This window comes from Brevundimonas sp. 1080, from assembly GCF_040545985.1.
Classification (GTDB): domain Bacteria; phylum Pseudomonadota; class Alphaproteobacteria; order Caulobacterales; family Caulobacteraceae; genus Brevundimonas.
Map to the genome: position 1 here is coordinate 481,996 of NZ_JBEPMW010000003.1, position 25,858 is coordinate 507,853.

Below are 25,858 nucleotides of genomic sequence, written 5' to 3' on the forward strand. Positions count from 1 at the left end.
CATGCCGCTCTCTCGGCGGCCGCCCCAAAGGATGTCAGCGTCGAACGCCAGGCGGCGGCCGTCTGGCCTGGGTCACCTGTTCGAAGGCGTAACCCAGCGAAAGGATGCGCGCATCGTCCCACTTCCCGCCGAGGAAGCTGATCCCCACGGGCATTCCCCGATCAAAGCCCATCGGCACGGTCAGGTGCGGATAGCCGGCGACGGCGGCCAGTCGGCTGGCCGATCCCTGCATATCGTCGTCGTCCTTGGGATCGTTGGTCCAGGCGCGCGACGTGGTAGGCGCGATCAGGGCGATCACGCCATTGTCCCTCATCAGTCGATCGATGCCCTCAGCCCCCGCCAGCCTAAGCGAGGTTGCGCGCGCCTCCAGATAGTCAGCGTCGGTCAAATCGCCCATCGCCTGGGCGCGCTCGAAGATGTCCTGACCGAACAGCACCGTCTCGCGCGGTTCGGCGGCGTTGAAGGCGATGACGTCGGCCAGGGTGCGGGTGCGGACCTGCTCCGGGTCCGTCGAGGCCAGATAGGCGTTCAGATCGTGCTTCAGCTCATAGAGCAGCACCTTGAACTCGGCCGCGCCTATGATCCGGCCGTCCGGTCCATCCGGCAGATCGACCAGGACAGCGCCGGCATCGCGCAAGGCCTTCAGGTTCTGCTCGAACACCGCCTGCGTTTCGGGCGAGTAGCCTTTCAAGAACCGCATCACCCCGATCCGCGCACCGCGCAGCGCGTTGGCGTCCAGCTCGGCGGCGTAGTCGACCTTGTGCGCATCGGCCTCGACCGTCGCCGGATCGGCCGGATCGGACCCGGCGATGACCGTCAACACCCTGGCCGCATCCCTGACAGTGGTCGCCATCGGCCCGGCCGTGTCCTGCGAATGACTGATCGGCACGATGTGGGTGCGCGAGACCAGGCCAACGGTCGGCTTGAACCCGACCACGCCGTTGACCGACGCCGGGCAGGTGATCGACCCGTCCGTCTCCGTTCCGATGGCGACAGGCGTCAGCCCCAGCGCCACCGCCGCCCCGCTGCCGGACGACGATCCACAAGGCGTGCGCGCGGGGTCATAGGGATTCAGCGTCTGGCCGCCGACAGCGCTCCAGCCGCTGATCGAGTCCGACGACCGGATATTGGCCCATTCCGACAGATTGGTCTTGCCGACGACTACGGCCCCAGCGGCGCGCAGGCGCGCGACCAACGGCGCGTCCCGTCCCGGCGCATTATTCGCCAGCGCCAACGATCCGGCGGTGGTCGGCATGTCCGCCGTCTCGATATTGTCCTTCAGCAGGATCGGCATGCCGGAAATCGCCGACACGCCCCGGCTAGGTGATGTCGCGGTCCAGACCAGCACCGAATGGACGCTGTCGTTCGCCCGCCCCGCCGCGACCACGGCGGATGCAGTTGGATAGGCGCCCTGCCCGGTCGCGCAGCCCGCAAGGGCCAGCGCGACCGCAGCCGCCAGAATCAGTCGGCCTTGGGTTCGGCCCGCTTGCCGATCGTGCGGTCCAGGAAGTCGAGATAGGTGCGCCATTGTTGCAGTTGCCTCGGATCGCCGCGGACGCCGTGCCGCTGGCCGGGATAGAGCATCATTTCGAACGGCACGCTCTTGGCCTGCAAGGCGTCGATGACGCGCGTCGCATTGCCGAAGATGACGTTGTCGTCGGCCATGCCGTGCAGCAGCAACAGCCGCCCCGTCATGTCGTCCAGTCGCGGCAGGACGTCGGTGGCGGCATAGCCCTCCGGGTTCGCCTGCGGCGTGGACATATACCGTTCGGTATAGTGGGTGTCGTACAGGCTCCATTCCGTCGGCGCCGCGCCCGCCAGGGCCGAGGCCAGGCCGGCGTCTTTGTCGGTCAGGGTCAGCAGGCTGAGGAAGCCGCCAAAGCTCCAGCCCATCACCGCGATATGGTCGGCATCGACGTAAGGCAGGGTCTTCAGCCATTGCGCGGCCTGAGCCTGATCCTCGACGGCCGGAATGCCCAGACGGCGATAGATGCTGGTCTCGAACGCCTGCGACCGGTCGCCTTCGCCGCGATTGTCGACGCGGAAGACGATGTAGCCCGCCTCGGTCAGCAGTTGGTTGGTCAGCGGCTGCCAGCTCTTCTGCACGCCTGCCCCGGTGCCGGGGCCGCCATAGACCTGCATCACCACCGGATACTTCTTGGACGGATCGAAGTCGGGGGGCGTGGTCATGCGCCACACCAAGGTCTGACCATGGCTCTGCATCGTGCCGAACTCAGGCGTGCGCAGGCGCGAGACGTAAGGGGCGAACGGATGGCTGGCGTCGAGCTTGTTCTCTTCGATCCAGCGCACGCGCGTGCCGTCGATGCGGTACAGCGCCGACTGCGTCGGGGTCGCCGGGTCCGAATAGTTGCCGACATAGGCCGTCGCCGGCCCGTTAACCGACACCGTCCACCAGCCGCCGCCCGGCGTCACCGCGACAGGATCGACCGTGCGGTTCAGATTGGCGCGGAACATCTGCTGCTCGATCGGCAGTTCCTTGCCGTCGCGCATCGAGGCGGTGAAATAGACATCTCCGGTCTGCTCGTTGACGCCGTCCAGATGTTTGACCGGATAGTCGCCGCGCGTGATGGCCCGCAGGCGTCGCCCGTTGCGGTCGTACAGATACAGGTGCCGCCAGCCCGAATCCTCATTGGACCAGATGAACCGGCCGTCAGACAGGACGCGGAAGTCGTCGTTCAGATCGACCCAGGCCTGCGCCTTCTGGCTCAGGATCACGCGTGATGCGCCGGTCGTCGGATCGACGCTCAGCAGGTCCAGTGTCTTCTGGTCGCGCGACTGGCGTTGGACATACAGGGTCTTGCCGTCGCCCGACCAGTTCACCCGCGCCAGATAGATGTCGGTGTTGGATCCCAGGTCCACCTTGACCCGTCCGCCGCCCTGCAGGTCGCGCACATACAGTTCGACCACCGCATTGGGTCGCCCCGCGCGAGGATAGCGCTGCTCGACCATCGTCGCGCCGCCGCCGGTGATCTCGAAGCGCGGCACGATATCGACCGGGCTCTCGTCCACCCGCGTCATGACGATGTAGCGCTCGTCGGGGCTCCACCAGTATCCGGTGTCGCGATCCATCTCCTCCTGGGCGATGAACTCGGCCGTGGCCCAGGTGATCAGGCCCGCGCCGTCATCGGTGATCGGCGTCTCCTTGCCGCTCGCCAGATCATAGACGACCAGATTCTGATCGCGGACATAGGAGACGTAGCTGCCCTTCGGCGACACCTTGGCGTCGATCTCGTCGGCGGGCGTCTCGGTCAGGCGGCGCACCTTGCCGTCCGCCCGAGACGCCAGGAAGATGTCGCCTTCCAGCGGCGCCAGGATGTAGCGGCCCTGCTGGTCCCACGAATATTCGACCACGCCGCGCGCGCTGATCCGCATCCGCTCGCGCCGGGCCTTTTCGGCTTCCGACAGTTCGCCGGCGTCGGGAACCAGCGCCCGTGCGTCGATCAGCTTGTAGGGTTCGCCCTCGCCCGTCGGCGCGGCCCACAGGTCCTGCACGTCCACATTGTCCTCACGCGAACGCAGGAAGGCGACCAACTGGCCGTCAGGCGACAGGCTGACACCCTTGGCCACCGGCCCGTTCAGGCTGGGGCTGGAAAACACCCGCTCGGGCGTCAGGATGTTGGAGGGCGTCTCCTGCGCAAGCGCCGAGCTGGCGGACAGGAGGATGGTCGAGGCGAGAAGAAGGGTGCGCATGGGTCGGGACGCTAGCGGTGCTTCTGCAAGTCGTCACGAGGAAATGTCGTCGCCGGGTGAACGGCTTGTCCTTCCCTGCGAGGGGTTCTCAGATTAGAGAGACGGCACAATGACAGACGCCGCCCTCTCCCCCGCCCCCGTGAAAGCCAGTCCGTTTAACGAGCTTGAGGTTCTGTGGGTGCGCCACTGGACCGACAGCCTGTTCAGCTTCGGCGTCAAGCGGCCCGAGGATTTCCGCTTCCGCTCGGGCGAGTTCGTGATGATCGGCCTGCCCGGCGAAGACGGCGGAAAGCCTGTCCTGCGGGCCTATTCCATCGCCAGCCCCTGCTGGGCCGAGGAGCTGGAATTCTTCTCGATCAAGGTCGCCGACGGCCCGCTGACCTCGCGCCTGCAGAAGATACAGCCCGGCGACACCGTTCTGACGGGCAAGAAGCCGACCGGCACCCTTGTGCTGGACGCCCTGACTGGCGGCGAGCGCCTGTTCCTGATCGGCACCGGCACGGGTCTGGCCCCCTGGCTCAGCGTCGCGCGCGACCCAGAGACCTATTCCCGCTTCGGCCATGTCTATGTGATCCACACGGTCCGCAGCGTCGCCGACCTTGCCTACCGCGACTTCTTCACCCGCGAGATCCACGACGATCCTCTGATCGGCGACGAGGCCAAGGCCCAGCTGACCTACTATCCGACGGTCACCCGCGAAGCGTTCGAGACGCCGGGCCGGATTACCGACCGCATCAAGTCCGGCGACTTCTTCCGGGACCTGGGCCTGCCCGAAGGGTTCGACCCCGCCCGCGACCGCGCCATGCTGTGCGGCTCCATGGCCATGATCAAGGAAGCCGGCGAACTGCTGGAGACCTATGGCCTCAAGGAAGGCTCCAACGCTGAACCGGCGGACTATGTGCTTGAGCGGGCCTTCGTCGGTTGACGGCCTTGGCTTGAGCGGCCTGACCCGCTAACCCCACGCCCATGTCAAAGCCTGCTCTTGTCGCCGTCGATGCGCGCGTCGATCCCGCCGAATGCCAGTCGATGGCCGAGGTCCGCCAGGGCGTTGACGCCCTGGACCGCGCCCTGGTCGCCCTGCTGGCCGAGCGTCAGCGCTACATGGACGCCGCCGCCCGCATCAAGCCCGACCGCGACGCCGTCTTCGACCAAGCTCGCATCGACGACGTGGTCGCCAAGGTTCTGGTCTCGGCCGAGGCCCACGATCTGTCACCCGACATCGCCGAACCCGTCTGGCGCCTGCTCATCGACCGCTGCATCGCCCACGAGTTCGCGACCTACGACCGCACGCGCAGCTAGGACGGCGCACGCCGGCCATCTTATTTGCGTAGGAAGTTCTACCTGATTTCGAGACCTTGAGTCGCTGCAGCGTCAATCGACCTGCCGCTCTTTCCGGGCGCCGTATAATGGGCGTCCGGTCTTTGAAATCGCGACGTGCCTCGCCTGCTGGAAATTGCACTTTCTTGCACTTTGCACGCGTTTTCGGAGTGCAGTGCAATTTCGTCCGCTTCGCCTCAGCCCTTGAGACCGCGCAGCATAAGTTCGTGCCGATAGGCCGCGACATCGGCCAGCGCCGCTTCCAAAGCATCGCGCACCCGCTCAACCGCCGGCGCGGCCAGCTTCTGATCCACCGCTTCCGCCTCGGCGCAGATCGCCGCCAGGTCTCGCGCGCCGATGCCCGCCGCCGCGCCTCGGATCGTATGGACCCCGTCGCGCCAGCCCTCGACCTTGGGATCCAGCATGACGGACCACAGGCCGGCCTGATTGACGAACAGGCCCAACACCTCCTCATTGATGGCGTCGTCCCCGCCCGTCATGCCGTTCAGCACGGCGAAATCGACGGCGCCCGTCAGATCGCGCAATGCCATCAGGCCGCCGTCTCCTCGCCCTTGGCGAGGCGCGAGTTCCGCGAGGACCAGAGCAGATATATCGCCACGCCGACCACGTTCCAGACCACGAAGCCGATCTGCGTCACGGGCTTCAGGCTGAGGAAGAAGACCAGGCAGCCGATCACGCTGACCGCTCCAACGACCGGCCATAGCGGCGCCTTGAACACCCGCTTGCGACCGGGCTCGCGGATGCGCAGCACAATCAGGCAAACCCCGACCGAGCAGAAGGCCGCCAGCGTCCCGGCGTTGGCCAGCGACGCCAACTCGTCCAGCGGCAACAGCCCCGCCAGGATCGCCACGACGATGGCGGTGAACACCGTCACCACCGCCGGCACGCCCCGGCTCGACACCTTCGCCAGGCGACGCGGCAACAGGCCGTCGCGCGCCATGCCTAGGAAGATGCGGCTCTGGCCGAACAGGAAGGCCAGCAGCACGGTCGGAAGCGCGATCACCGCCGCCGCCGCAATCCACTGAGCCGCCGTCCCCTGCCCCATCTGACGCAGAATCAGGGCCAGCGGCTCGGGGCTGCTGGCGAAGGTCGCGACCGGCCGCGCGCCGATGGCTGCGGCCGCGACCACCAGATACAGCGCCGTGCAGATCAGCATCGAGCCGACGATGCCGATGGCCAGGTCTCGCTCGGGCTTCTTGGTTTCCTCCGCCGCCGTCGAGATCGCGTCGAAACCATAGAAGGCGAAGAAGATGATCGCCGCCGCGGCCATCACCCCGGTCTGGACGAAGGGCGCGCCAAAGCCGTTGGGCATGAAGGGCGTGAAATGCTCGGGCTTGAACGCCGGCAGGGCGATGGCGACGAACACCACCAAGGCCGCGATCTTGATCAGGACCAGCACCGCGTTCAGCGTCGCGCTCTCCTTGGTGCCCAGCAGAAGCAGGCCCGTCACCACCCCGATGATGGCCACGGCCGGCAGGTTGATGATGCCCCCCGCATGCGGCCCGGCGACCAGCGCCGTGGGCAGATCGATCCCCAGTCCGCTCAAGAAACCGACCGCATAGCCGGACCAGCCCACCGCCACGGCGCTGACGACCAGCGAATATTCAAGGATCAGGCTCCACCCCACGACCCAGGCGATCAGCTCGCCCAACACGGCGTAGGAATAGGTGTAGGCGCTGCCCGCCGTCGGCATCATTGTCGACAGCTCGGCATAGGCCAGGGCCGCGCAGGCGCAGACCAGTCCCGCAAGGCCGAAGCTGATCAAAACGGCCGGACCCGCCAACCCCGCCCCAACCCCAATCAGTGTCAGGATGCCGGTGCCGACGATCGCCCCGACGCCCAGGGCCAGCAGGTGCGGCCAGCTCAACGTCGGCTTCAGCCGCGGTCCGTCGTGCGGCGCCATCATGGTGTCGATCGATCGACGCCGGTTCCAGAAGGCCATGATGTTCGCTCCCCCGCCGCTTGCCGCGGCTGATTCCACGGGGACCATACTCCGTCGCAGAAAGTTTGCGAAAGCGCTTGCCAACCCCCGAACCTCTGGGTAGTAGGAGCGCCCTTCGGCAAGGCCTCGCCCCCGAAGACGCAGACGATCGGTCGGGTGATTAGCTCAGTTGGTAGAGCAGCTGACTCTTAATCAGCGGGTCGTAGGTTCGAACCCTACATCACCCACCATCGTCTTTCCCTAGCTTCCCAACAACCTCTTGGATTTCGCGCGGCGTGGCTTAAATGCCGATGCCTGCCGCTGAACGGAATCCGACCTATGGCCGACTACGACTACGACCTCTTCGTCATCGGCGCCGGTTCGGGCGGGGTGCGGGCGGCGCGGCTGACGGCGCTGGATGGCAAGAAGGTCGCGGTCGCCGAGGAATATCGTGTCGGCGGCACCTGCGTGATCCGCGGCTGCGTGCCCAAGAAGTTCATGGTCATGGCATCCGAAGTCAGCCACACGCTCGAGATCGCCGAGGGCTACGGCTGGTCGTTCGACAATGCGAAGTTCGACTGGCCCACCTTCCTTGAAGCCAAGGACGTCGAGATCGCGCGCCTGTCGGGCATCTACGCCGCCAATCTGGGCAAGGCCGGGGTCGAACTGGTCCACGGGCGGGCGGTCCTGAAAGACGCCCACACGGTCGAGATCGTCGGCAAGGATCGCACCATCACCGCCGAGAATATCCTGATCGCCACGGGCGGCCGCCCCTGGAAGCCGGACGAACTGCCGGGGATCGAGCACGCCATCACGTCCGAAGAAGCCTTCCACCTTCCGGAGCTGCCCAAGCGCATCCTGATCGCGGGCGGCGGCTATATCGCGGTGGAGTTCGCCGGCATCTTCGCGGGCCTAGGCGTGGAGACGACCCTGATCTATCGCGGCCCCAACATCCTGCGCGGCTTCGACGACGATGTGCGCGCACACCTGGCCGGAGAGATCGAAAAGCGCGGCATCAAGGTCATCCTGGGCTGCCAGCACGAGAAGATCGAAAAGACCGATACCGGCCTCGTCAACCACCTCGAAAACGGGATGAAGTTGGAGACGGACGTCGTCATGTTCGCCACCGGCCGCATCCCTTACGTGAAGGATCTGGGGCTGGAGAACGCAGGCGTCGAGTTGAATGAAGCGGGCGCCATCAAGGTCGATCCCCATTCCAGGACGACGGCGGACAACATCTGGGCCATCGGCGACGTCACTGATCGGATGAACCTGACGCCCGTGGCCATCCGCGAAGCCGTCGCCTTCCATCAGACCGTCTATCGCGACAATCCCCAGCACTTCGACTACGAGGCCGTGGCTACCGCCGTCTTCAGTCAGCCGCCGGTCGGGGTCGTGGGCCTCAGCGAGGCGGAGGCCCGCCGCTCCTGCTCGAACGGCGTCGATGTCTATGTCACCCGGTTCCGGCCCATGAAATACGCCTTCACCGGCTCGGATGAACGGGTGCTGATGAAGCTGGTGGTCGATGCCGACAGCCAGCGCGTGGTCGGCGTTCACATCGTAGGCCCCGACAGCCCCGAGATGATCCAGCTGGCCGCGATCGCGGTGAAGGCCGGCCTGACCAAGGCCCAGTGGGACGCCACATGCGCCGTCCACCCCACCATGGCCGAAGAGCTGGTCACGCTGAAGGAGAAGCAGTCGGGCGCGACCTCCGCCGGCTGACGCTTGCTCCTAGGGCCGGGGCCGCTCGCGGAACCGCTCGAGCAGGTCCAGCCGGGCGCTGAAGGGCACGGGCGTCACTGCCGGTCCCCGATTGCCGAAGTTCATCAGCCGGGTGTCCACACGGGTCGCCGTAGGCCAGCGCGGCCGCCCGACGCCGTTGGGATCGCCCGAGCGTGCGAAGGCGGTCCAATAGCTCATCATCGCCTCCGACGCCTTTCGGTCCCGATCCTCGACCGGATACGGCAGGGTGTTCAACGTGCCGAACACATAGGGCCGCTCGATCGCATGGGTCGCGCCGCCATGCGGCTCTGGGTTCTGCGGCGACGAGATATCGAACCGATAGAGCCAGGTCGGATGGCCCGCCTTGGTATGCAGCCGCGCCAGCATCCGGGCCGGCTCGGAGAACACCAGATCCGTAATCGCCAGCTTGTCGAAGGCCTCCAGCCCGCCATAGGCTTGAACCGCGTCGGCGCGCTCAAGCCAGGTCATGTCGTCGTCGATCTGACCATAGCCGTTGCGATCCGTGGGCCGCATCCACCAGAATTCAGCGCTGTTGCTGCCGATGATGAAGGGCACTGGGGCCTGCCGCCCCGCCTTGAACGCCGCCTCGACGGTGGACGGCACGATCCGCCCGTCGATCAGCGTCAGGTCGCCGTTGGCGAAGACCGGCGGCGGCGTCAGGAACAGATCGGCCGGCGCCGCGCGCAAATCCGCCGCCGTCCGCAGTCCCGCGCCGTAGGCCCAGACTTCGCCGCGCTCCCGCGCTGAAGGCGCGCCATAGGCGCCCTTGCGGTCCAGCGGCGTCTGCAACTCCCGCCCCAGGCCGGACTGAACGATCGCCCGATCGAACAGACCGCGCGCCGGCGGAGAAATCATCAGCCGCGTGACGATCGCCCCGCCCGCCGATTCGCCGAAGATGGTCACGTTCTTGGGGTCGCCGCCAAAGGCCGCGATATTGGCGCGCACCCATTTCAGCGCCGCCGTCACGTCCATCAGGCCGTAATTCCCCGCCGCCTCGCCTGCCGGACGCTCGGCCGCCAGCGCCGGATGATCGAAGAAGCCCAGCCGCCCCAGCCGATAGTTCAGCGTCACCACGACCATGCCGCGCTTGGCCAGGTTGGTTCCATCATACAGCGGCGCGGTTCCCGACCCGTTCACCAGGCCGCCGCCGTGGATCCAGACCATGACCGGCGCGGGCTGAGCCGCGCTGATGGGCCGCCAGACGTTCAGGTTCAGGCAATCCTCGCTCATCGGCAAGGGACCGACGCCAGGGTCGCCATTCGGGGGCGCCTGAATGCACAGCGGGCCATAGGCCGAGGCGTCGCGCTGGCCCTGCCAGGTCGGCGCGGGGCCGGGCGGTCGCCAACGCCGCTCGGCCGTCGGCGGCGCGGCATAGGGAATATTCTTGAACGCCGCCACTTCGGCATCGGCGCGTCCGTTCAGGACGCCCTGCGGAATGCGGACGGTGGGCTGGTCGGCTGCGGGCGCCATCATGAGCGAGAGGGTGGCGAAAACGCCGGCGATTGTCATGCGCGCTGATTAGCAAATTACGGCGGCGCGCCAATAATCTTACGATCACAGTTCACGACACGCGACGAGAGAACCGATTTCGATATGGCGCGTTATCGCCAAGCTGTGCGGGGTAGGCGTTGAACGAAACAGTGAAATCAAGCGACCTGACCGTCGATCTGGGCGCGGCTTTTGAAGCCTCGCCCAATCCATACGTGCTGATTACGCCTGACCTACGCATCGCCGAGGTCAACCAGGCCTATATGGATGTGACCGGAGCCAAGCGCAGCGATGTGCTGGGTCAGCCTCTCTTTGCCGCCTTTGACTCCGGCCCCGGATCCGATGCCCCTGAGAATGTTAGACAGGTGCGCGCCTCGCTTGAAAAGGCGCGAGACACACGTCAACGCGATCATCTCGCCGTGGTGCGCTTTTCGATGCCTCGAGTGCTAGCTGACGGCACCGAGGGTTTTGAGGAACGTCTGTGGAGCGCCACCCATACGCCCATCTTGAACGCCGACGGCGAAGTGGTCATGCTGCTTCAGCACACCACGGATGTGACGGACCTGGCGCCCGTCATCCGCCCGGATGAGCCGACCACCGCGCTGGACGCCATCGTCGGCGGCTCGGTCCTGCGTCGCGCCCAGTCGGTGCAGGAGGACAATCGTCGCCTCGAGACCGAGCGCAATCGTCTCGTTGAAATGTTCATGCAGGCGCCCGGCTTCGTCGCCATCCTGTCCGGGCCGGATCACCGGTTCCAGATGCATAACGACGCCTACAGCCAACTCATCGGTCACAGGGATATCGCCGGAAAGCCCGTCAGGCAGGCCCTGCCGGAACTGGAAGGCCAAGGCTTCTACGAGTTTCTCGATAGCGTCTTCGCCACAGGCGAACCCTATGAAGGCCGCGAAAGCGCGGCCCAACTGCAGCGCAAGCCCGACGGGCTGCTCGAAACCGTCTATCTCAACTTCATCTATCAACCGATCCGAGACGATGCGGGCGCGGTCGTGGGTATCTTCGTTCAGGGCCACGACATCACCGAAAACGTCTTGGCCGCGCAGCGTCAGAAGCTGATGATCGACGAACTGAACCACCGCGTGAAGAACACCCTGGCCACGGTCCAATCCATCGCCATTCAGACGGCCCGCTCCAACACCGATCCAACCAGCTTCGCCGAGACCTTCCAGTCCCGGATCATGGCGCTGTCACACACCCACAATCTGCTGACGCAAAGCCATTGGGAGGGTGCCGACCTGCGCGCCATCCTGGAGCATGAGACTGAAGCTTACGGGCCGACCCGCATAAGCCTGAATGGCCCGCCGGTGTCGCTGGAGCCCGCCGTCGTCCTGTCTCTGGGCATGATCTTCCATGAGCTTGCGACGAATGCCGCCAAATATGGCGCGCTTCATACCCCGGACGGTCGCATCCTCATTGACTGGGGCCTAGCGGATCAGCGCGACCGGAAACTGAAGCTGAGCTGGCGCGAAATCGGCGGCCCCAAGGTTACGGCTCCGGAAAGAAGAGGCTTCGGTAGCCGTTTGATCGAACGAAACATTCGACATGATCTGGCGGGCGAGATCGATCTGGTCTACGCCGCCGATGGATTGATCGCGGAACTGACGGTTCCACTGGACAGGACGGCCGCACAATGACTCAACCTCTGACCGGTCGCCGTGTCCTCGTGGTCGAGGACGAATCCCTCGTGGCCATGCTTCTGGAAACCATTCTGGAAGACATGGAATGCGTGCCGATCGGTCCCGCCTCCAATGTGGATGAAGGTCGAAAACTGGCTCGAGAGACGGAAAATCTCGACGCCGCACTGCTGGACGTGAACGTCGCCGGTCGTCAGGTCTTTCCCGTCGCCAAGGCGCTGAAGGAACGCGGCGTGCCGTTCGTCTTTTCAACTGGCTACGGCGAAGGCGGTTTGCCCGACGAATGGCGCGGCCAACCCACGATCCAGAAGCCTTTCACCGAAGCCGCCATCCGCGACGCCCTGATGAAGGCCATGGGCGTCGCCGAGGCCTGACCCTAACTCGGCATCCGCCGCGGCGCGAACCAGCCTTTGTCCGTTTTGTAAATACTGCCGGCGGCCGTCATAACATCCAGAGTGTGTCGTAGGTTTTCGGCGACCGCTTTCGCGCCCTTTGGAATCTCGAGACAGGATGCGAGATGTTCGACGTCCACCGGTCGCCCCTCCCCGCGCATCACCTCCAACACGGTCATAATCCGCGCGATTTCGTCAGATGGTAAGATCGGACGAGAAGTGGGCGCCTCTTTCTGCATCGATGGGTGTGATTTGCGGAATTTGGCAGACTTACCTGCATGGTAGTCAGGTCGAAGATAAAGAATCTGTCCCGCGTCTTCCTCAGCTGCTAGGCTTTGATTGAGCGCCACCAGGTGTGAAATGACGGCCTCGTCAACGAGATCAGAGGGCCATCCATAAGCTTGCAAAACCAGCGCATCCAAACGCTGGCTCATATGCAAAACCAGGTCCACGCATCCTGCTTGCCGGATGGTTCGATCATTTTCGGTAAGCGCTACGCCGGCCAGGATTTTTTGCATCACGTTGTACAGGCCCGTCATCGTCAGGTCAGCATTTTGGCCCAGCACGCGGGATCTAAGATCGTCCAGGCCCTCAGCAACGGTGGCGACTTCTTCACGCAGCAATGGACTTGCGTTGGGGAAGGGAAAGCGGTCGAAACACATTCCCTTAGAATAGACAGGTCGATCTGCGAGCTTTCCACCGACGGCTAGCGCCCACACCCGATGGATCCTGGATGACAGCACGCCCAGCACGAAAGGGGCGTCAGACGCGATGCAGACCAGCCGATTATCCGGCAATATCGAGGCGTCCAAAAACCGGAACCAACGATGTTTGGACGTCTCTACCGTCACAATGAAGCGCGACAATCCTTTCAAGGCCTGACGAAGTTCTCTTCTCGGCTCGCCGAAAACCCACCAGTTTTCACGATAAGACGCTCTGTTGTTAGCGTCCCGGTCCGGTTTCACTGTTTCCATCAAATGCTGCATGAAGCCGGGATGCTGTCGGATGGCCTCTTCCTGTGACCATCCGTACAGATCGATGGCTTGAAGGTCCCGCGAGCGGTCCGTCAAATCCTTGCCGTTGCGATAGAGCCTGAGGGGCGCCGTCTGTCGATCGATCGATTGGTTCGCCAATGCAGCGGCTTTCTCCGAAGCAATCAGGAAGCCGTCTCCCATCAACTGCACGCCACGGTAAGCCAGCATCTCGTTGGCCTTCAGGCGCACGGTTCGTTCGACCCCGCGCCCAAGCGTGAGATCGCTGCCGATATCGCCTTTGGCTTCTGAGTAGGTCACGCCTTCCGCGCTCTCCCGCGCAACCGTCAGCAGCCTCCCCCGCCCATTAGGACGGCCAGCTTCTGCGACCAGCATCGCCACCCTGACGGCTGCGGCGCCCCTACCCTTAATCCAAGGATGATCAGCAATGGCGAACGTCAATCGGATCGGCACGTCGCCATGAAGCCTCTCCTCAATGACGCGGCGTGAGAATGTTTGAGTGATTGAGTTCGTCGTCACAAAACCGAAACGCTGCAATGCCGGCGCAGGCATGGACTGGGTTCTAAGCGAACCATGGAGGTCATCGAACGGACCTCGGTTCGCGGCATCTTCGATAAGAATTTCCGCCGCTCGATCCCACCAAACTGTGACGATATCGGCAGACCGAAACCGCTCTCCACGAGACGCCCAGAGCGCCTCGGCGTAATCAGAGCCCAGTTCGTCGCGAATATTCTTCCCAGCGATAAAGGGGGGATTTCCGATGATGAAGTGGGCTTTTGGCCATGTTGGCGCGAACGGTTCAATGTGTCGTACGCCGTCTTTCGATGATGAACAGGGGATTTCGGTTGTCCGCAAGATCGCATCGCCCTGCTCGATGACGCAGTAATTCTTCAAAACTGGATTGGACGTAAGCACCTGGCCCGAGTGCCGGTAATGCCATTGTAGATGGCCGATCCACATGACGACGGTGGCTATCCAGACGGCTTGGGGGTTCTTCTCGATGCCCATGAACTGACGTGGGCCGACCGACAATCCATCTGTCTCAAGCACGCGCTGCGAAACACCCAGCGACGCCAGCCGCTCAACAACCTCGCCCTCAAGGCCCTTCATCCTGTCCATGGCGATATAAAGGAAGTTGCCCGTCCCGCAGGCAGGATCAAGCACTGTGATGTGGCACAAGGCGTTGTGAAAAGACTTCGCCAGCTCACAGGCCTTGCGAAGATATCCCTCCCGTTCAAGCTTATCGATTTGTACGCTCGTTGCTTCCCACTCGTCCTGCAGCACATCCATGATGGTCGCTTGGACCAACGTCTCGACCATGGCCTTTGGCGTGTAATGCGCTCCAAGCTCGCCCCTCTCCTCGGCGGACAAAGCATTTTCCATCAGCGCGCCAAAGATCCCAGGCTCGACCTTCGCCCAGTCGCAGGCCGCAGCCTGACACAAAATGTCCAGCTCGCTTTCCGAAACCGCGATCGCCGCGTCTTCGGCATACAAGCCGCCGTTGTACCAGAGCATGTCGCATCGAAGGACCGGGCAGTACCCCCCTGTATCCATCGTGCGGAACACCTGACTGATCGCTTTGCTGAAGTTCTGCGCAGCCCCCTGATAGCTTTTCAGGAACTCGCCAAAGGCTCGATCCGGGATCAGTTGAACGCTATCAGCAAACATGGCGAAAACGCACTGCATCACAAAGACGGCCACGCGCCGTTCCCATGCTGCGCGATGAACCGGATCGTTCGCTGCCCCTGCTTCGCACGAGAAGCGTTTTCGGAAGGACTGAACGAGGCGTCCCAGAAGCGCAGCAACTTCTGTCGTCGCCTCCTCCACACGCCTCGCAGGGTCCAGCGACATGGGATCGCTCCATACGGCCGCCAGGCGCTTCCTGATCTTGGGATCGCGTAGATCCGAAAGCGCAATCCGGTAGTTTTCGCGGTCTGGATACTGGAGGTAGGTCTTTCCCATCCGGCTGAAGTCGGACCAGAGTTCAATGGTCCGCCCCACGTCGATCATGATGAGAAACGGCGGCCATTCGTCCAGTGCTCGCGCATAGCCCTTTGCCTGGGCCCGAGCCTTCTCCATTTTTCGTTCGACAATGTCGGGCCCGACCAACTTCATCTGCTGCTTGTCAGGACTGTTGGCCAACCGCTTGGCTGTCTGTTTCGCTTCAAGCACGAAACATTCGCGACGATAGCAGTCGATGTAGCCCCAATGGGAGCTGCGGTCGTCGTGACGGAACCTTACGATCCGTTCGAACCCGTAATCGGGGTCGCCGACCTTTTCGTCGTTAGGAGCGGCGACGCCAAGAACCCTGCAGAGTTGAATAACAAAGGACTGTGCTGCCTGCCGTTCTGAAGCCGAGGCGTTCGTCCAAACCCTGATGAAGTCGTCCACATCCATAAGTCGCACCCCAAAGCAAGAATGCGTCTTTAGCGTGTGTTTTAAGCGGCCACAACCGATGATTACATTTTGCTGATAAGAGTTGGCTTGCCTAACCAATAGGAGAGTTCAGCAGGCCGCGAGATGTCCCAAATCGCCAAACCCGCGGCTTTGCCATTTTCGATGGTGCCGATCTCACCCGACAGACCCAGCGCCCGCGCAGCCTCTCGCGTCGCGCCGGCCAGGGCCTCTTCCGGCGTCAGACGGAACTGAACGCAGGCGAGGTTCAGCGCGGCGGTCATGGAAGCGACAGGCGAGGTGCCGGGGTTGCAGTCGGTGGCGACGGCCATGCGCACGCCGTGGCGGCGCAGGAGATCGATGGGCGGGGCCTTGGTCTCGCGCAGCATCAGATAGGCGCCGGGCAACAGGACGGCGACCACGCCCGTGGCGGCCATGGCGGCGACGCCTTCCTCGGTCGTATGTTCGATGTGATCGGCGGACAGAGCCTGATAGCGCGCCGCCAGGGCCGCTCCCCCTCCGTTCGACAACTGGTCGGCGTGCAGCTTGACCGGCAGCCCCAGTGCGCGCGCCCTGTCGAAGAGACGCGACACTTCTGCAGTGGAGAAGGCGATGGGCTCGCAATAGGCATCGACCGCATCGACCAGGCCCTCGGCATGGGCGGCGGGCAGGATCTCGTCGATGGCCAGATCAACATAGGCGGCCCGGTCGTCGCGATATTCAGGCGGCACGGCATGCAGGCCCAGATAGCTGGTGCGAACCCGCACGCCGCCCTCGCGCCCGATCCGACGCGCGACACGCAGCATCTTCAGCTCGGTCTCAAGGTCCAGACCATAGCCGGACTTGATCTCGATGGTGGTGACACCCGTCGCCTTCAGCCCCGCCAGACGCGTCATGGCGGAAGCGAACAGGTCATCCTCCGACGCGGCGCGCGTGGCCTTCACGGACGAGACGATGCCGCCGCCGGCCCGCGCGATCTCCTCATAGGTCGCGCCGCCCAGCCGCTGTTCGAACTCGGCCGAACGGTCTCCGCCGAACACCAGGTGGGTGTGGCAGTCGATCAGGCCAGGCGTGATCCATCGGCCATCCAGCCGCTGGGTTTCAGCCGCCTCTATGGCCGGCAGGTCAGCGCGTGGTCCCACCCAGGCGATGCGGCCATCGGCGACGATCACGGCGGCGTCCTGTATCGCGCCGTAAGGAACCGGTCCCTCGACCATGGTGGCGACATGGCAGTCGATCAGCAGACGGTCGGCCTTCATCGGCGAGGTTCCTTGGCCAAAACGGGTGAACGGCCTGACGAGAAGCGCGCAACGAGATCGTAGCGGTCGCCGGGGAAGGTCTGCCACACCCGCGTCACCCCCTGCCCGTCCCGCCATGTCCGCCGCTCGACGCACAGGCAGGCGGCGCCGGGCTTGAGTTCCAACAGGCGGGCAGCGCGGGCGTCCGCCGCGATCGCTGCAATGCGGTTCTCCGCCTCGGTCCACGGCGCAGAGTCCAGGAGCCAGCTTCCCGGCGGAACCGTATGAAAATCAACGCCTCTGGCTTGAGGGGCCGCGCCGAGCGCAATCAGCCGGTGTTCCAAGGCCAGGGGCGCGCCGTCGGCGCTGTGCAGACAGGTCAGATCCAGCAGAAGACCACCTGACGCAAGTTCGACTTCGTCCTCGCCGTCCGGCTCGCGTTCGATCCGCTCCAGCAGGACGTAGCCGTAAGCCTGCCCGCGCTCGATCACCTCGGCCCGCAGATCGGGAATAGCCAGGACGGCGGCGTGGGCCTTGGGCTGGGCGACGAAGGTGCCGGCGCGACGTCGGCGCGTCACCAGCCCCCGCCCCGCCAGTTCCGAAATGGCCTTGGACACCGTCATGCGTGAACAGCCGTAGCGCTCGGTCAGCTCATGCTCGAACGGAATGCGGTCGCCGGGCGATAGCTCGCCGGACAGGATGAGCCCCTCCAGGTCGGCGTAGATGCGGCGATGCAGACTCACCCCAACACCGCCGACAAGGCCTTGCGATAGCGCGCCACAATGCCGTCTCGGGCGATATGGCGGCCGTCTTTCACGACCTCCCGTCCCGCGCGCCACACCGAACGGATCGAGCCCGTCGGCGCGCCGAAAATCCAGCTGTCGAGCACCGCATCGCCCGACCGTCCCGCAAAGGCGACGCCGCTTGTATCCAGCGATACGATGTCCGCCGACGCCCCGACGCTCAGCCCCGATGCCGCGCCCGTCGCCTGGACGCCGCCCGCCAGCGCGCGATCAAACAAGGCGCGGCCCGTCGAGCGTTCAGGGTCCGCCATCACCGCGCGACCGCGAAGCGCCAGCCGCTGACTGTATTCCAGCATTTGCAGTTCCTCTGCGACGCCGATCTGCACGTTGGAATCGGTTCCGATGCCGAACCGCCCGCCGGCGCGCGTGAAATCGACCGCCGGGAAGACGCCGTCGCCCAGATTAGCCTCCGTGATCGGGCACAGGCCGACGACGGCGCCGCGCGCCACGACGCCGCGCCACTCGGCTTCAGTCACATGGGTGGAGTGGATCAGGCACCAGCGAGAATCGACCGGCGCATTGGCCAGGAGCCATTCGACCGGCCGCGCGCCAGACCAGGCCAGGCAGTCCGCGACCTCCTTGGTCTGTTCGGCGACATGGGTATGGATCGGACCGTCGCCCGCCAGCGCAGGTATGGCCGTCAGTTCATCCGGGCTGACGGCGCGCAGGCTGTGCGGCGCGACCCCGACCACGGCGTCGGGCAGATTGGCGGCCAGGGCCCGGCATCGGGTGACCAGATCGGCGAAACCGTCCAGGTCGTTGATGAAGCGCCGCTGTCCATGCGCCGGCGGCTGTCCGCCGAACCCGGCATGGGCGTAGAAGACCGGCAGCAGGGTCAGGGCGATCCCCGTCGCCTGCGCCGCCGCCACGATCCGCGCAGCGATCTCGGCCCGGTCCGAATAGGCCGCGCCGGATGGGTCGTTGTGCAGATAATGGAACTCGGCGACGCGGGTGAAACCGCCCTCCAGCATTTCCATGAAGGCCAGAGCGGTGATGGCCTCGATCTCTTCCGGACCGCCCCGATCTAGAAATCGATACATCAACTCACGCCACGTCCAGAAGTCGTCGTCCGAATGCCCGCGCGCTTCGGTCAGGCCCGCCATGGCGCGCTGAAAGGCGTGGCTGTGGACATTGGCGACGCCCGGCAGGGCGACACCGCCCCCCTCGTTCGCCGGGCTGCGCGCCACGCCGGGTTCCAGACTGACAATCCGCCCGCCCGCGATGCCGATGCGGACATCGCGCCCCCAGCCGTCCGGCAGCAGGGCCGCCTCGAACCAGAGGGTGCGATCCACGGGCTGCGGCTGAAGGGTCACTGGACAGGTCCGTGTCGTTACGATCAATATGTCTAGACATACCACGGTGGATCGATTTGGCGAGGGAGGCCGAACGGATGCAGGACTGGCTGACCATCCACGAAGGTTCGGCGCCGCTGGTGATCGGCCTGCCGCACACGGGGACCGACATTCCGCCCGCCATCGAGGCGCGGATGACCTCATCCTGGCTGGCCCGCAAGGACGCGGACTGGTGGGTGGATCGGCTGTACGACTCCGCGATCGACATGGGCGCGACGCTGGTGCGAACGGGGGTGTCCCGTAGCGTCATCGATGTGAATCGCGATCCGTCGGGCGTCTCTCTCTATCCCGGTATGACCACGACCGGCCTGTGCCCGACAGAAACCTTCGACGGAGAGCCGTTGTATCGCGCAGGCCAGGAGCCCGACGCGGCCGAAATCGCCGAGCGACGCACGGTCTGGTTCGATCCCTATCACGCCGCCCTGCAGGGCCAGTTGGATCGACTGCGCAGCGCCGGCCCGGTCGTCCTCTACGACGCCCATTCCATCCGGTCCGTCGTGCCGCGCCTGTTCGAGGGCGAACTGCCTCAGTTCAACATCGGCGACAACGACGGTGCCACCTGCGCCAGCGAGCTGACGCAGGCTGTCGAAAAAGCCTGTGCGATCAGCGGCGACAGTGTCGTCGTCAACGGCCGCTTCAAGGGCGGCTGGACCACGCGCCATTACGGCCAACCCGACGCAGGTGTTCACGCTATTCAAATGGGGTTGGCGGACCGGGGCTACATTCTCGATCCCGCCGGACCGGTGTCACCTGACAACTGGCCCAGCCCCTATGAGCCGGACCGCGCCGAGCCGATGCGCGGCCATCTGCGCCGCGTCCTGACCGCCTGCATCGCCTTCGCCGAGAGCCAACGATGAACACGCCCAACGCCCGGATCGTCCGCAGCCCGCGCGGACCGGAAAAGACCGCCAAGACCTGGGCCGCCGAGGCGGCCATGCGCATGCTGATGAACAACCTCGATCCCGAGGTGGCCGAGCGCCCGCAGGACCTCGTCGTCTATGGCGGCATCGGCAAGGCGGCGCGGGATTGGGCGGCGTTCGACAGGATTGTCGAGACCCTGCAGGCGCTGGAGGCCGACGAGACCCTGCTGGTGCAATCGGGCAAGCCGGTCGGCGTCTTCCGCACCCATCCCGATGCCCCGCGCGTGCTGATCGCCAACTCCAATCTGGTGCCGAAATGGGCGACGTGGGAGCATTTCAACGAACTCGATCGCAAGGGCCTGGCCATGTATGGCCAGATGACCGCCGGCTCGTGGATCTACATCGGCACCCAGGGCATCGTCCAAGGCACCTATGAGACCTTCATGGAGGCCGGCCGCCAGCACTACGGCGGCGACTGGTCCGGCAGATGGATCCTGACCGCAGGCCTTGGCGGCATGGGCGGGGCCCAGCCTCTGGCCGCGACCATGGCGGGCGCGTCCTGCATCACGATTGAATGCCAACGCAGCCGCATCGAGTTCCGACTGCGGACACGCTACGTCGACGTCATGGCCGAAACCCTGGACCAAGCCCTGGCGTTGCTGGAGCAATCGCTCCAGGACAAGAAACCCTTGTCGATCGGCCTGTTAGGCAATGCAGCCGATCTGTTGCCTGAAATGGTTCGCCGCGGCGTGCGGCCTGATCTGGTCACAGACCAGACCAGCGCGCACGATGTGATCAACGGCTACCTCCCCTCCGGCTGGACCGTCGCGGAATGGGAGGACAAGCGCGTCAGCGATCCTGACAGCGTCGCCGCCGCCGCACGCACCTCCATTGTCGCTCACGTGAAGGCCATGCTGGACTTCCAGGCCATGGGCGTGCCGACCACCGACTATGGCAACAACATTCGTCAGGTCGCCTTCGACGCGGGCGTGACGAATGCTTTCGACTTCCCCGGCTTCGTGCCCGCCTACATCCGCCCGCTGTTCTGTCGGGGGATCGGTCCGTTCCGCTGGGCGGCCCTGACCGGCGATCCGGAAGATATCAGAAAGACAGACGCGGCGATGAAGCGCCTGTTCCTCGACAATGCAGGTCTGCACCGCTGGCTCGACATGGCGGGCGAGCGCATTGCCTTTCAAGGCCTTCCCGCCCGCATTTGCTGGATCGGATTGGGTGATCGACACCGCGCCGGTCTGATGTTCAACGACATGGTGGCGTCGGGCGAACTGTCCGGCCCCATCGTGATCGGCCGCGATCATCTGGACAGCGGCTCGGTCGCCAGCCCGAACCGCGAGACCGAGGCCATGGAGGACGGATCGGACGCCGTGTCCGACTGGCCTGTGCTGAACGCTCTGTTGAACACGGCCTCTGGCGCCAGCTGGGTGTCGCTGCACCACGGCGGCGGCGTCGGCATGGGCTATTCTCAGCACTCGGGCGTCGTCATCGTCGCCGACGGCACTCCGGAGGCCGCCCAACGGCTTGAGCGGGTGCTGTGGAACGACCCCGCGACGGGCGTCATGCGTCACGCCGACGCCGGCTATGAGATCGCCCGCGCGGCCGCGCGCGAGCACGAACTGAACCTTCCGAGCCTGAAGGCCTGAGCCATGACCGCGATCACCCTCGGCCAATCGCCTCTAACCCTGGCGCAGCTTCGTGCGGTGCTGGAGGGGCCCGCTACCGTCTCATTGACGCCCACCGCGTGGGCCGATGTGGACAAGGGTTCAGCGACCATCGCCGCCATCGTCGCCGAGGGGCGCACCGTCTATGGCGTCAACACCGGCTTTGGTCTGTTGGCCAACACCTCTATCGCGCCTGACGATCTGGAGACGCTGCAGCGTAATCTGGTTCTCAGCCACGCCTGTGGAGTCGGGCCGCTGCTGCCGGATGCGGTGACCCGTCTTTTGATGGTGCTGAAGATCGCCAGTCTGTCGCGCGGCGCCTCGGGTGTTCGGCGCGAAACGCTGGAGGCCCTGATCGCCCTGGTAAACGCGGACATCCTGCCCTGCATTCCGTCGAAGGGATCGGTGGGCGCCTCGGGCGACCTGGCGCCCCTGGCTCATATGTCCTGCGTCCTGATCGGCGTGGGCGAGGCGCGGCTGAACGGCGAAACCTTGGAGGCCGAAGCGGCTCTGGCGAAGGTCGGCCTTACGCCTCTGACGCTGGGCCCGAAGGAAGGCCTGGCCCTGCTGAACGGCACCCAGTGTTCGACGGCGCTGGCCCTTGCCGGTCTGTTCGCGGCGGAGGCGGCGTTCGCCGCCGGCATCGCCGCCGGCGCCTTGTCGGTCGATGCGCTGAAAGGTTCCGACGCACCCTTCGATCATCGCATCCACGCCATGCGCGGCCAACCGGGCCAGATCGCCGTCGCCGCCCGCCTGCGCGAGTTGATGGCCGGCTCCGCCATCCGCGACAGTCACCGCGACGACTGCACCAAGGTACAGGACCCCTACTCCCTGCGCTGCCAGCCCCAGGTCATGGGCGCAGTCCTCGATGTGCTGACCAGCGCCGCCGCCACGCTAGCGCGTGAAGCCAACGCCGTGACCGACAATCCGCTGGTCTTCATCGAGGATGGCGACGTGATCTCGGGCGGAAACTTCCACGCCGAACCCGTTGCTTTCGCTGCCGATCAGATCGCCATGGCTCTGTGCGAGATCGGCAATATTTCGGAACGTCGCACCTCGATCCTGGTCGATCCCAAGATGAGCGAACTGCCGGCCTTCCTGGTCAAGGAAAGCGGGCTGAACTCCGGTTTCATGATCGCCCAGGTGACGGCGGCCGCCCTGATCGCCGAGAACCGCATGGTCGCCCATCCATGCAGCGTGGACACCGTGCCGACCAGCGCCAATCAGGAAGACCACGTCAGCATGGCCACTCACGGCGCGCGGCGCCTGCTGGACATGGCCGAGAACACGGCGACTGTCGTCGGCATCGAGCTTCTAGCGGCGGCGCAGGGGCTGGAATTCCATCGGCCGCTCACCAGCTCGCCGGCGCTTGAACAGGTCTTCGCCATCGTGCGAGAAGCCGCCGCACCCTATGCCAGCGACCACTATTTCGCCCCGGACATCGCTCGCGCGACCGACGCCGTACGCGCGGGTCGTTACCGAACCTTCGCGGCGGACCTGCTGCCTTCGGCCTGATCCGGCTCAGCCGCCGAGAACACCTAGGTGTTCCAACAGGATGGCCGTGCCCAGACCGATCAGCGCCACGCCGCCGATGATCTCTGCGGTTTTGCCGAAGCGCGTGCCAACAGCCTTGCCGATCAGCATGCCGATGGTGGTCAACACGAAGGTGGTGAAGCCGATCGAGGCGGCGATCACCCAGATATTGGCCCCGATGAAGGCCAGACCCACGCCCACGGCCGCGGCGTCGATGCTGGTGCCGACCGCCGTCGCCACGAGCGCCCAAGGGCCGGACCGGCGCGGCGCCTCCTGCTCGTCCGCGCCCCGCGGTTGAACGCCTTCCCAGATCATCTTGCCGCCGACGATCAGCAGCAGGGTGAAGGCGATCCAGTGATCCACCTTCTCAACCAGTCCGGCGGCGATTATGCCCAATCCCCAGCCGATCAGGGGCGTGATCGCCTCGATGACGCCGAAGACTAGTCCAGCCTTGACGGCGTCCTTGACGGCGGGTCGATGCGACGCCCCGCGACCGACGGCGGCCGCAAAAGCGTCCGTGGACATACTGAGCGAGAGAATGGCGATGGCGCCTGGGGTCATGAAACAGCACTCGACCGGACGCGTGACAGCGGTCCTGCACCGGCCGGTCGCGGCGTCAGGACACGCTGGTCTCGCTAGGCGGTGGTTCCGCTGATCGCGCCACGCGCCGAAGCGCGAGTATGTTGACGCGATCCCGACGATGAACGCCGGAAGCTACTCCCCAACAGGAGGCGGCTCTCTACACGCCGCTTCCTGCGCTTGGCAACCTCACAGGTCGATCAGGCGCCCGACTTGGGCGCCATCGCGGCGGGCGCATCATCGCGCGCCGAGGTCGATGCGCCGGCCGGTTGGCGCTCGACCGTCAGGGCATAGGCGCCCATCTGGTTGGGCCCATAGGCGCGGGCGCGCACGACGTACCAGCCGTCGTCCGGCGCGGTCCAATCCAGCTTGGCGTGCGCGTCAGACAGGCTGTCGTCATCGGTGGCCAGGCTGGTGAAATCGCCGTCCTCGTCCTGCTTGCCCAGGTCGATGAAGGAGTCGAAGACGTTGGACACCATCGTCAGACGCAGCTTCTCGTCCTTCTTGGCCTGGAAGCGGTAAGCGTCGAAAAAGGCGCCTTCGTCGCTGAGCGCGGCGCTGTTCGACAGGGTTCCGCGCACGGTCGACCCGATCAGCAGGCTGCCGGGCTTGGGCTCTGGCCCGCGATCCAGCAACTCCAGCGAATAGAGGCCCTTCCCTTCCGCATCCAGCGGCATGGCGCGGACCACATAGTTCCCGTCCGAAGGCAGGGTGAAGTTCAGCCTTGAATCGGTGCCCTCGGCCAGGCCGTCGTCATCGCTGGCCAGGGCCTCGAATTCACCCTCGGCCTTGCCGATCTCCAGATAGGCGTCGAAGTCGCCGGACCGCAGGATCGCCTGGACACGCTGGCCTTCCGTTCCGGCAAAGACATAGGCGTCATAGCGTTTGCCGTCATCGCCCTGGGGATCCTCGTCGGTGATCTCGCCTTCCACGGTTTGACCCAGGGTCGCCGTGGTGGGCGGCGGCGGCGGCGCGGTTTCGGTCAGCTTCAGCGTATAGTCGCCCTCGGCCTCGTCGCTGAACCCGCGCGCCTCGATGATGTAGTCGCCGTCGGCGTCCAAGGTGCGCGCAATGCGGGCGTCGGTGCCCGAGCCGGCGCCGTCATCGTCCTCCGCAAGGACAGTATCGTCCGAAGCACGGCGAAGCGTCAGATAGGCGTCGAAGTCGCTCGACTTCATCTCGATGGCGACGCGCTGGCCGTTCGTCCCGGTGAAGCGATAGGTTTCCGCGCGCTGGCCGCCGTCGTTCGTGGCGCTGTCCGAGCCCAGTTCACCCTTGATCTCGTCACCGATCGCGATCGGCTTTGACGGCGGCGCGGGCGGCGCCTCGGCCAGGCCCAGTTCGTAGCGACCCAGCCCGTCTTCCAGCGACGTGGCCCGGATCACATATTCGCCGGCCGTCGGCGCCGTGAAGGTCAACCGGGAATTCAGCCCGCCGCCGGGCGCATCGTCGTTCGAACTGATCTCGACGAAATCGGGACCGTTCATCCGCCCGACCCGCACCAAAGGATCGAAGGCCTCGGAATCCAGCGTCACCACAAACCGATCGCCGGCGTTGGCGCGGAAGGCGTAGGCGTCATAGCGGCCGCCGTCTTCCTGCTCAGGATCGCGAGTCGTCAGTTCGCCGCTCTGGGTCGCCCCGACACGAATGCCGCCGGGTCGCGGCGCACGCGGCGGCGCCGGGCGTTCCCGCAACGACAGACGATAGTCGCCGCCGTCCAGTCCGCTCAGCGTCCTGGCCCTCAGAACATAGGTCCCCGCCTGTTCCGGCGTGAACCGCAGCCGCGCATTGGTTCCGTCCCCCAACCCGTCGTCGTCGGACGCCAGCGGCTCGCCCGCTGCGCCGTCGTCGTAGACTTCCAGATAGGCGTCGAAAGCGTCCGATCTCAGCGTGGCTTCCAGCCGCTGCCCCGCCCGCGCCTCGAACCGATAGTCGTCGTATCGATATTCGTCGTCCGCCGCCTTTGCGTCGCTGTCCGTCAGGGCGCCGTTCACATCGGCGCCGATGCGCAACGACTGCGCGTCCTGGGCCACGGCCGGCGCGACCGCCCACAAGAGGGCCAGGGCGCTGACAGCGGCGGCGAGCGACGGACGGTTCATGAATTCCTCCAGCATAGGCTGCGGATCATAGACGCCGAACCGTGACGGCTGTAAACGCGCCATCCTGATTTCCTGCCAGACGGAGCTGCC

At 65.2% G+C, this 25,858-nt stretch carries 19 protein-coding genes, 1 tRNA gene and 1 riboswitch; of the genes, 9 read left to right on the forward strand and 11 right to left on the reverse strand.

Going from position 1 to position 25,858, the window contains the following annotated elements:
• Nucleotides 1-34: 34 nt before the first annotated feature.
• Both ABIC32_RS13000 and ABIC32_RS13005 read right to left on the reverse strand, forming a co-directional pair.
• Nucleotides 35-1,528: an amidase gene (locus ABIC32_RS13000; RefSeq protein ID WP_354074448.1), complete on the reverse strand. Its 1,494-nt coding sequence runs from the start codon at nt 1,526-1,528 to the stop codon at nt 35-37.
• Nucleotides 1,462-3,711 (reverse strand): S9 family peptidase, encoded by a 2,250-nt coding sequence (locus tag ABIC32_RS13005; RefSeq protein WP_354074449.1) that lies wholly within the window; start codon nt 3,709-3,711, stop codon nt 1,462-1,464. Before ABIC32_RS13005 ends, ABIC32_RS13000 begins: the two co-directional genes overlap by 67 nt.
• A gap of 109 nt (nt 3,712-3,820) precedes the next feature.
• Between ABIC32_RS13005 and ABIC32_RS13010 the strand changes: the two genes are divergently transcribed.
• Together ABIC32_RS13010 and ABIC32_RS13015 are read left to right on the forward strand one after the other, a co-directional pair.
• Entirely contained in the window at nt 3,821-4,636 is an 816-nt protein-coding gene (locus tag ABIC32_RS13010) for a ferredoxin--NADP reductase (protein WP_354074450.1), read from the forward strand.
• Nucleotides 4,637-4,677: 41 nt separating this feature from the next.
• Nucleotides 4,678-5,010 carry a chorismate mutase gene (locus ABIC32_RS13015; protein WP_091747140.1) on the forward strand — a complete coding sequence of 111 codons (333 nt, stop codon included), beginning with the start codon at nt 4,678-4,680 and terminating at the stop codon, nt 5,008-5,010.
• A 215-nt stretch (nt 5,011-5,225) separates the two neighbouring features.
• Here ABIC32_RS13015 and ABIC32_RS13020 read toward each other — a convergent pair whose 3' ends face one another.
• Together ABIC32_RS13020 and ABIC32_RS13025 are read right to left on the reverse strand one after the other, a co-directional pair.
• Nucleotides 5,226-5,579: an Hpt domain-containing protein gene (locus tag ABIC32_RS13020; RefSeq protein ID WP_045811245.1), complete on the reverse strand. Its 354-nt coding sequence runs from the start codon at nt 5,577-5,579 to the stop codon at nt 5,226-5,228.
• Entirely contained in the window at nt 5,579-6,991 is a 1,413-nt protein-coding gene (locus ABIC32_RS13025) for an amino acid permease (RefSeq protein ID WP_271041297.1), read from the reverse strand. Before ABIC32_RS13025 ends, ABIC32_RS13020 begins: the two co-directional genes overlap by 1 nt.
• 154 nt (nt 6,992-7,145) lie before the next feature.
• On the opposite strand from ABIC32_RS13025, the gene ABIC32_RS13030 reads away from it, so the two are divergent.
• Together ABIC32_RS13030 and gor are read left to right on the forward strand one after the other, a co-directional pair.
• Nucleotides 7,146-7,221 (forward strand) — tRNA-Lys (locus ABIC32_RS13030).
• 88 nt (nt 7,222-7,309) lie between these two features.
• The gene (gene gor, locus ABIC32_RS13035; RefSeq protein WP_354074451.1) at nt 7,310-8,692 is read left to right on the forward strand and encodes a glutathione-disulfide reductase; all 1,383 of its coding nucleotides are present in this window, start codon (nt 7,310-7,312) and stop codon (nt 8,690-8,692) included.
• Nucleotides 8,693-8,701: 9 nt separating this feature from the next.
• On the opposite strand, the gene ABIC32_RS13040 is transcribed toward gor, so the two are convergent.
• Entirely contained in the window at nt 8,702-10,222 is a 1,521-nt protein-coding gene (locus tag ABIC32_RS13040; protein WP_354074452.1) for a carboxylesterase/lipase family protein, read from the reverse strand.
• Between the two features lie 131 nt (nt 10,223-10,353).
• Here ABIC32_RS13040 and ABIC32_RS13045 point away from each other — a divergent pair, with 131 nt between their 5' ends.
• Both ABIC32_RS13045 and ABIC32_RS13050 read left to right on the forward strand, forming a co-directional pair.
• Nucleotides 10,354-11,850, forward strand: a complete 1,497-nt coding sequence (locus ABIC32_RS13045) for a sensor histidine kinase (RefSeq protein WP_354074453.1) — start codon at nt 10,354-10,356, stop codon at nt 11,848-11,850.
• The gene (locus ABIC32_RS13050; protein ID WP_354074454.1) at nt 11,847-12,224 is read left to right on the forward strand and encodes a response regulator; all 378 of its coding nucleotides are present in this window, start codon (nt 11,847-11,849) and stop codon (nt 12,222-12,224) included. The genes ABIC32_RS13045 and ABIC32_RS13050 overlap by 4 nt, the downstream gene beginning before the upstream one ends.
• A gap of 2 nt (nt 12,225-12,226) precedes the next feature.
• On the opposite strand, the gene ABIC32_RS13055 is transcribed toward ABIC32_RS13050, so the two are convergent.
• The 4 genes from ABIC32_RS13055 to ABIC32_RS13070 all read right to left on the reverse strand — a co-directional run bounded on the left by ABIC32_RS13055 (nt 12,227) and on the right by ABIC32_RS13070 (nt 18,982).
• Nucleotides 12,227-15,631: a DNA methyltransferase gene (locus tag ABIC32_RS13055; protein WP_354074455.1), complete on the reverse strand. Its 3,405-nt coding sequence runs from the start codon at nt 15,629-15,631 to the stop codon at nt 12,227-12,229.
• A 62-nt stretch (nt 15,632-15,693) separates the two neighbouring features.
• The gene (hutI, locus tag ABIC32_RS13060; protein WP_354074456.1) at nt 15,694-16,887 is read right to left on the reverse strand and encodes an imidazolonepropionase; all 1,194 of its coding nucleotides are present in this window, start codon (nt 16,885-16,887) and stop codon (nt 15,694-15,696) included.
• A complete protein-coding gene (hutC, locus tag ABIC32_RS13065; RefSeq protein ID WP_354074458.1) occupies nt 16,884-17,609 on the reverse strand; it encodes a histidine utilization transcriptional repressor HutC in 726 nt (241 codons plus the stop codon). The genes hutI and hutC overlap by 4 nt, the downstream gene beginning before the upstream one ends.
• Nucleotides 17,606-18,982 carry a formimidoylglutamate deiminase gene (locus ABIC32_RS13070; protein ID WP_354074459.1) on the reverse strand — a complete coding sequence of 459 codons (1,377 nt, stop codon included), beginning with the start codon at nt 18,980-18,982 and terminating at the stop codon, nt 17,606-17,608. The genes hutC and ABIC32_RS13070 overlap by 4 nt, the downstream gene beginning before the upstream one ends.
• A 77-nt stretch (nt 18,983-19,059) precedes the next feature.
• On the opposite strand from ABIC32_RS13070, the gene hutG reads away from it, so the two are divergent.
• Genes hutG through hutH form a run of 3 tightly spaced genes read left to right on the forward strand, consistent with a single transcriptional unit; the run spans nt 19,060 to nt 23,072 of the window.
• The gene (gene hutG, locus ABIC32_RS13075; protein WP_354074460.1) at nt 19,060-19,878 is read left to right on the forward strand and encodes an N-formylglutamate deformylase; all 819 of its coding nucleotides are present in this window, start codon (nt 19,060-19,062) and stop codon (nt 19,876-19,878) included.
• The gene (gene hutU / locus ABIC32_RS13080) at nt 19,875-21,539 is read left to right on the forward strand and encodes a urocanate hydratase (protein ID WP_354074461.1); all 1,665 of its coding nucleotides are present in this window, start codon (nt 19,875-19,877) and stop codon (nt 21,537-21,539) included. Before hutG ends, hutU begins: the two co-directional genes overlap by 4 nt.
• Nucleotides 21,540-21,542: 3 nt before the next feature.
• Complete coding sequence (hutH, locus tag ABIC32_RS13085; protein ID WP_354074462.1) at nt 21,543-23,072, forward strand: histidine ammonia-lyase; 1,530 nt, start codon at nt 21,543-21,545, stop codon at nt 23,070-23,072.
• A 6-nt stretch (nt 23,073-23,078) separates the two neighbouring features.
• Here hutH and ABIC32_RS13090 read toward each other — a convergent pair whose 3' ends face one another.
• Together ABIC32_RS13090 and ABIC32_RS13095 are read right to left on the reverse strand one after the other, a co-directional pair.
• Nucleotides 23,079-23,651, reverse strand: coding sequence for a manganese efflux pump MntP (locus ABIC32_RS13090; RefSeq protein ID WP_354074463.1), 573 nt, complete (start codon nt 23,649-23,651; stop codon nt 23,079-23,081).
• A gap of 27 nt (nt 23,652-23,678) precedes the next feature.
• A riboswitch (yybP-ykoY riboswitch) is annotated at nt 23,679-23,822 on the reverse strand.
• 47 nt (nt 23,823-23,869) lie between these two features.
• The gene (locus tag ABIC32_RS13095) at nt 23,870-25,831 is read right to left on the reverse strand and encodes a PPC domain-containing protein (protein WP_354074464.1); all 1,962 of its coding nucleotides are present in this window, start codon (nt 25,829-25,831) and stop codon (nt 23,870-23,872) included.
• Nucleotides 25,832-25,858 lie beyond the last annotated feature (27 nt).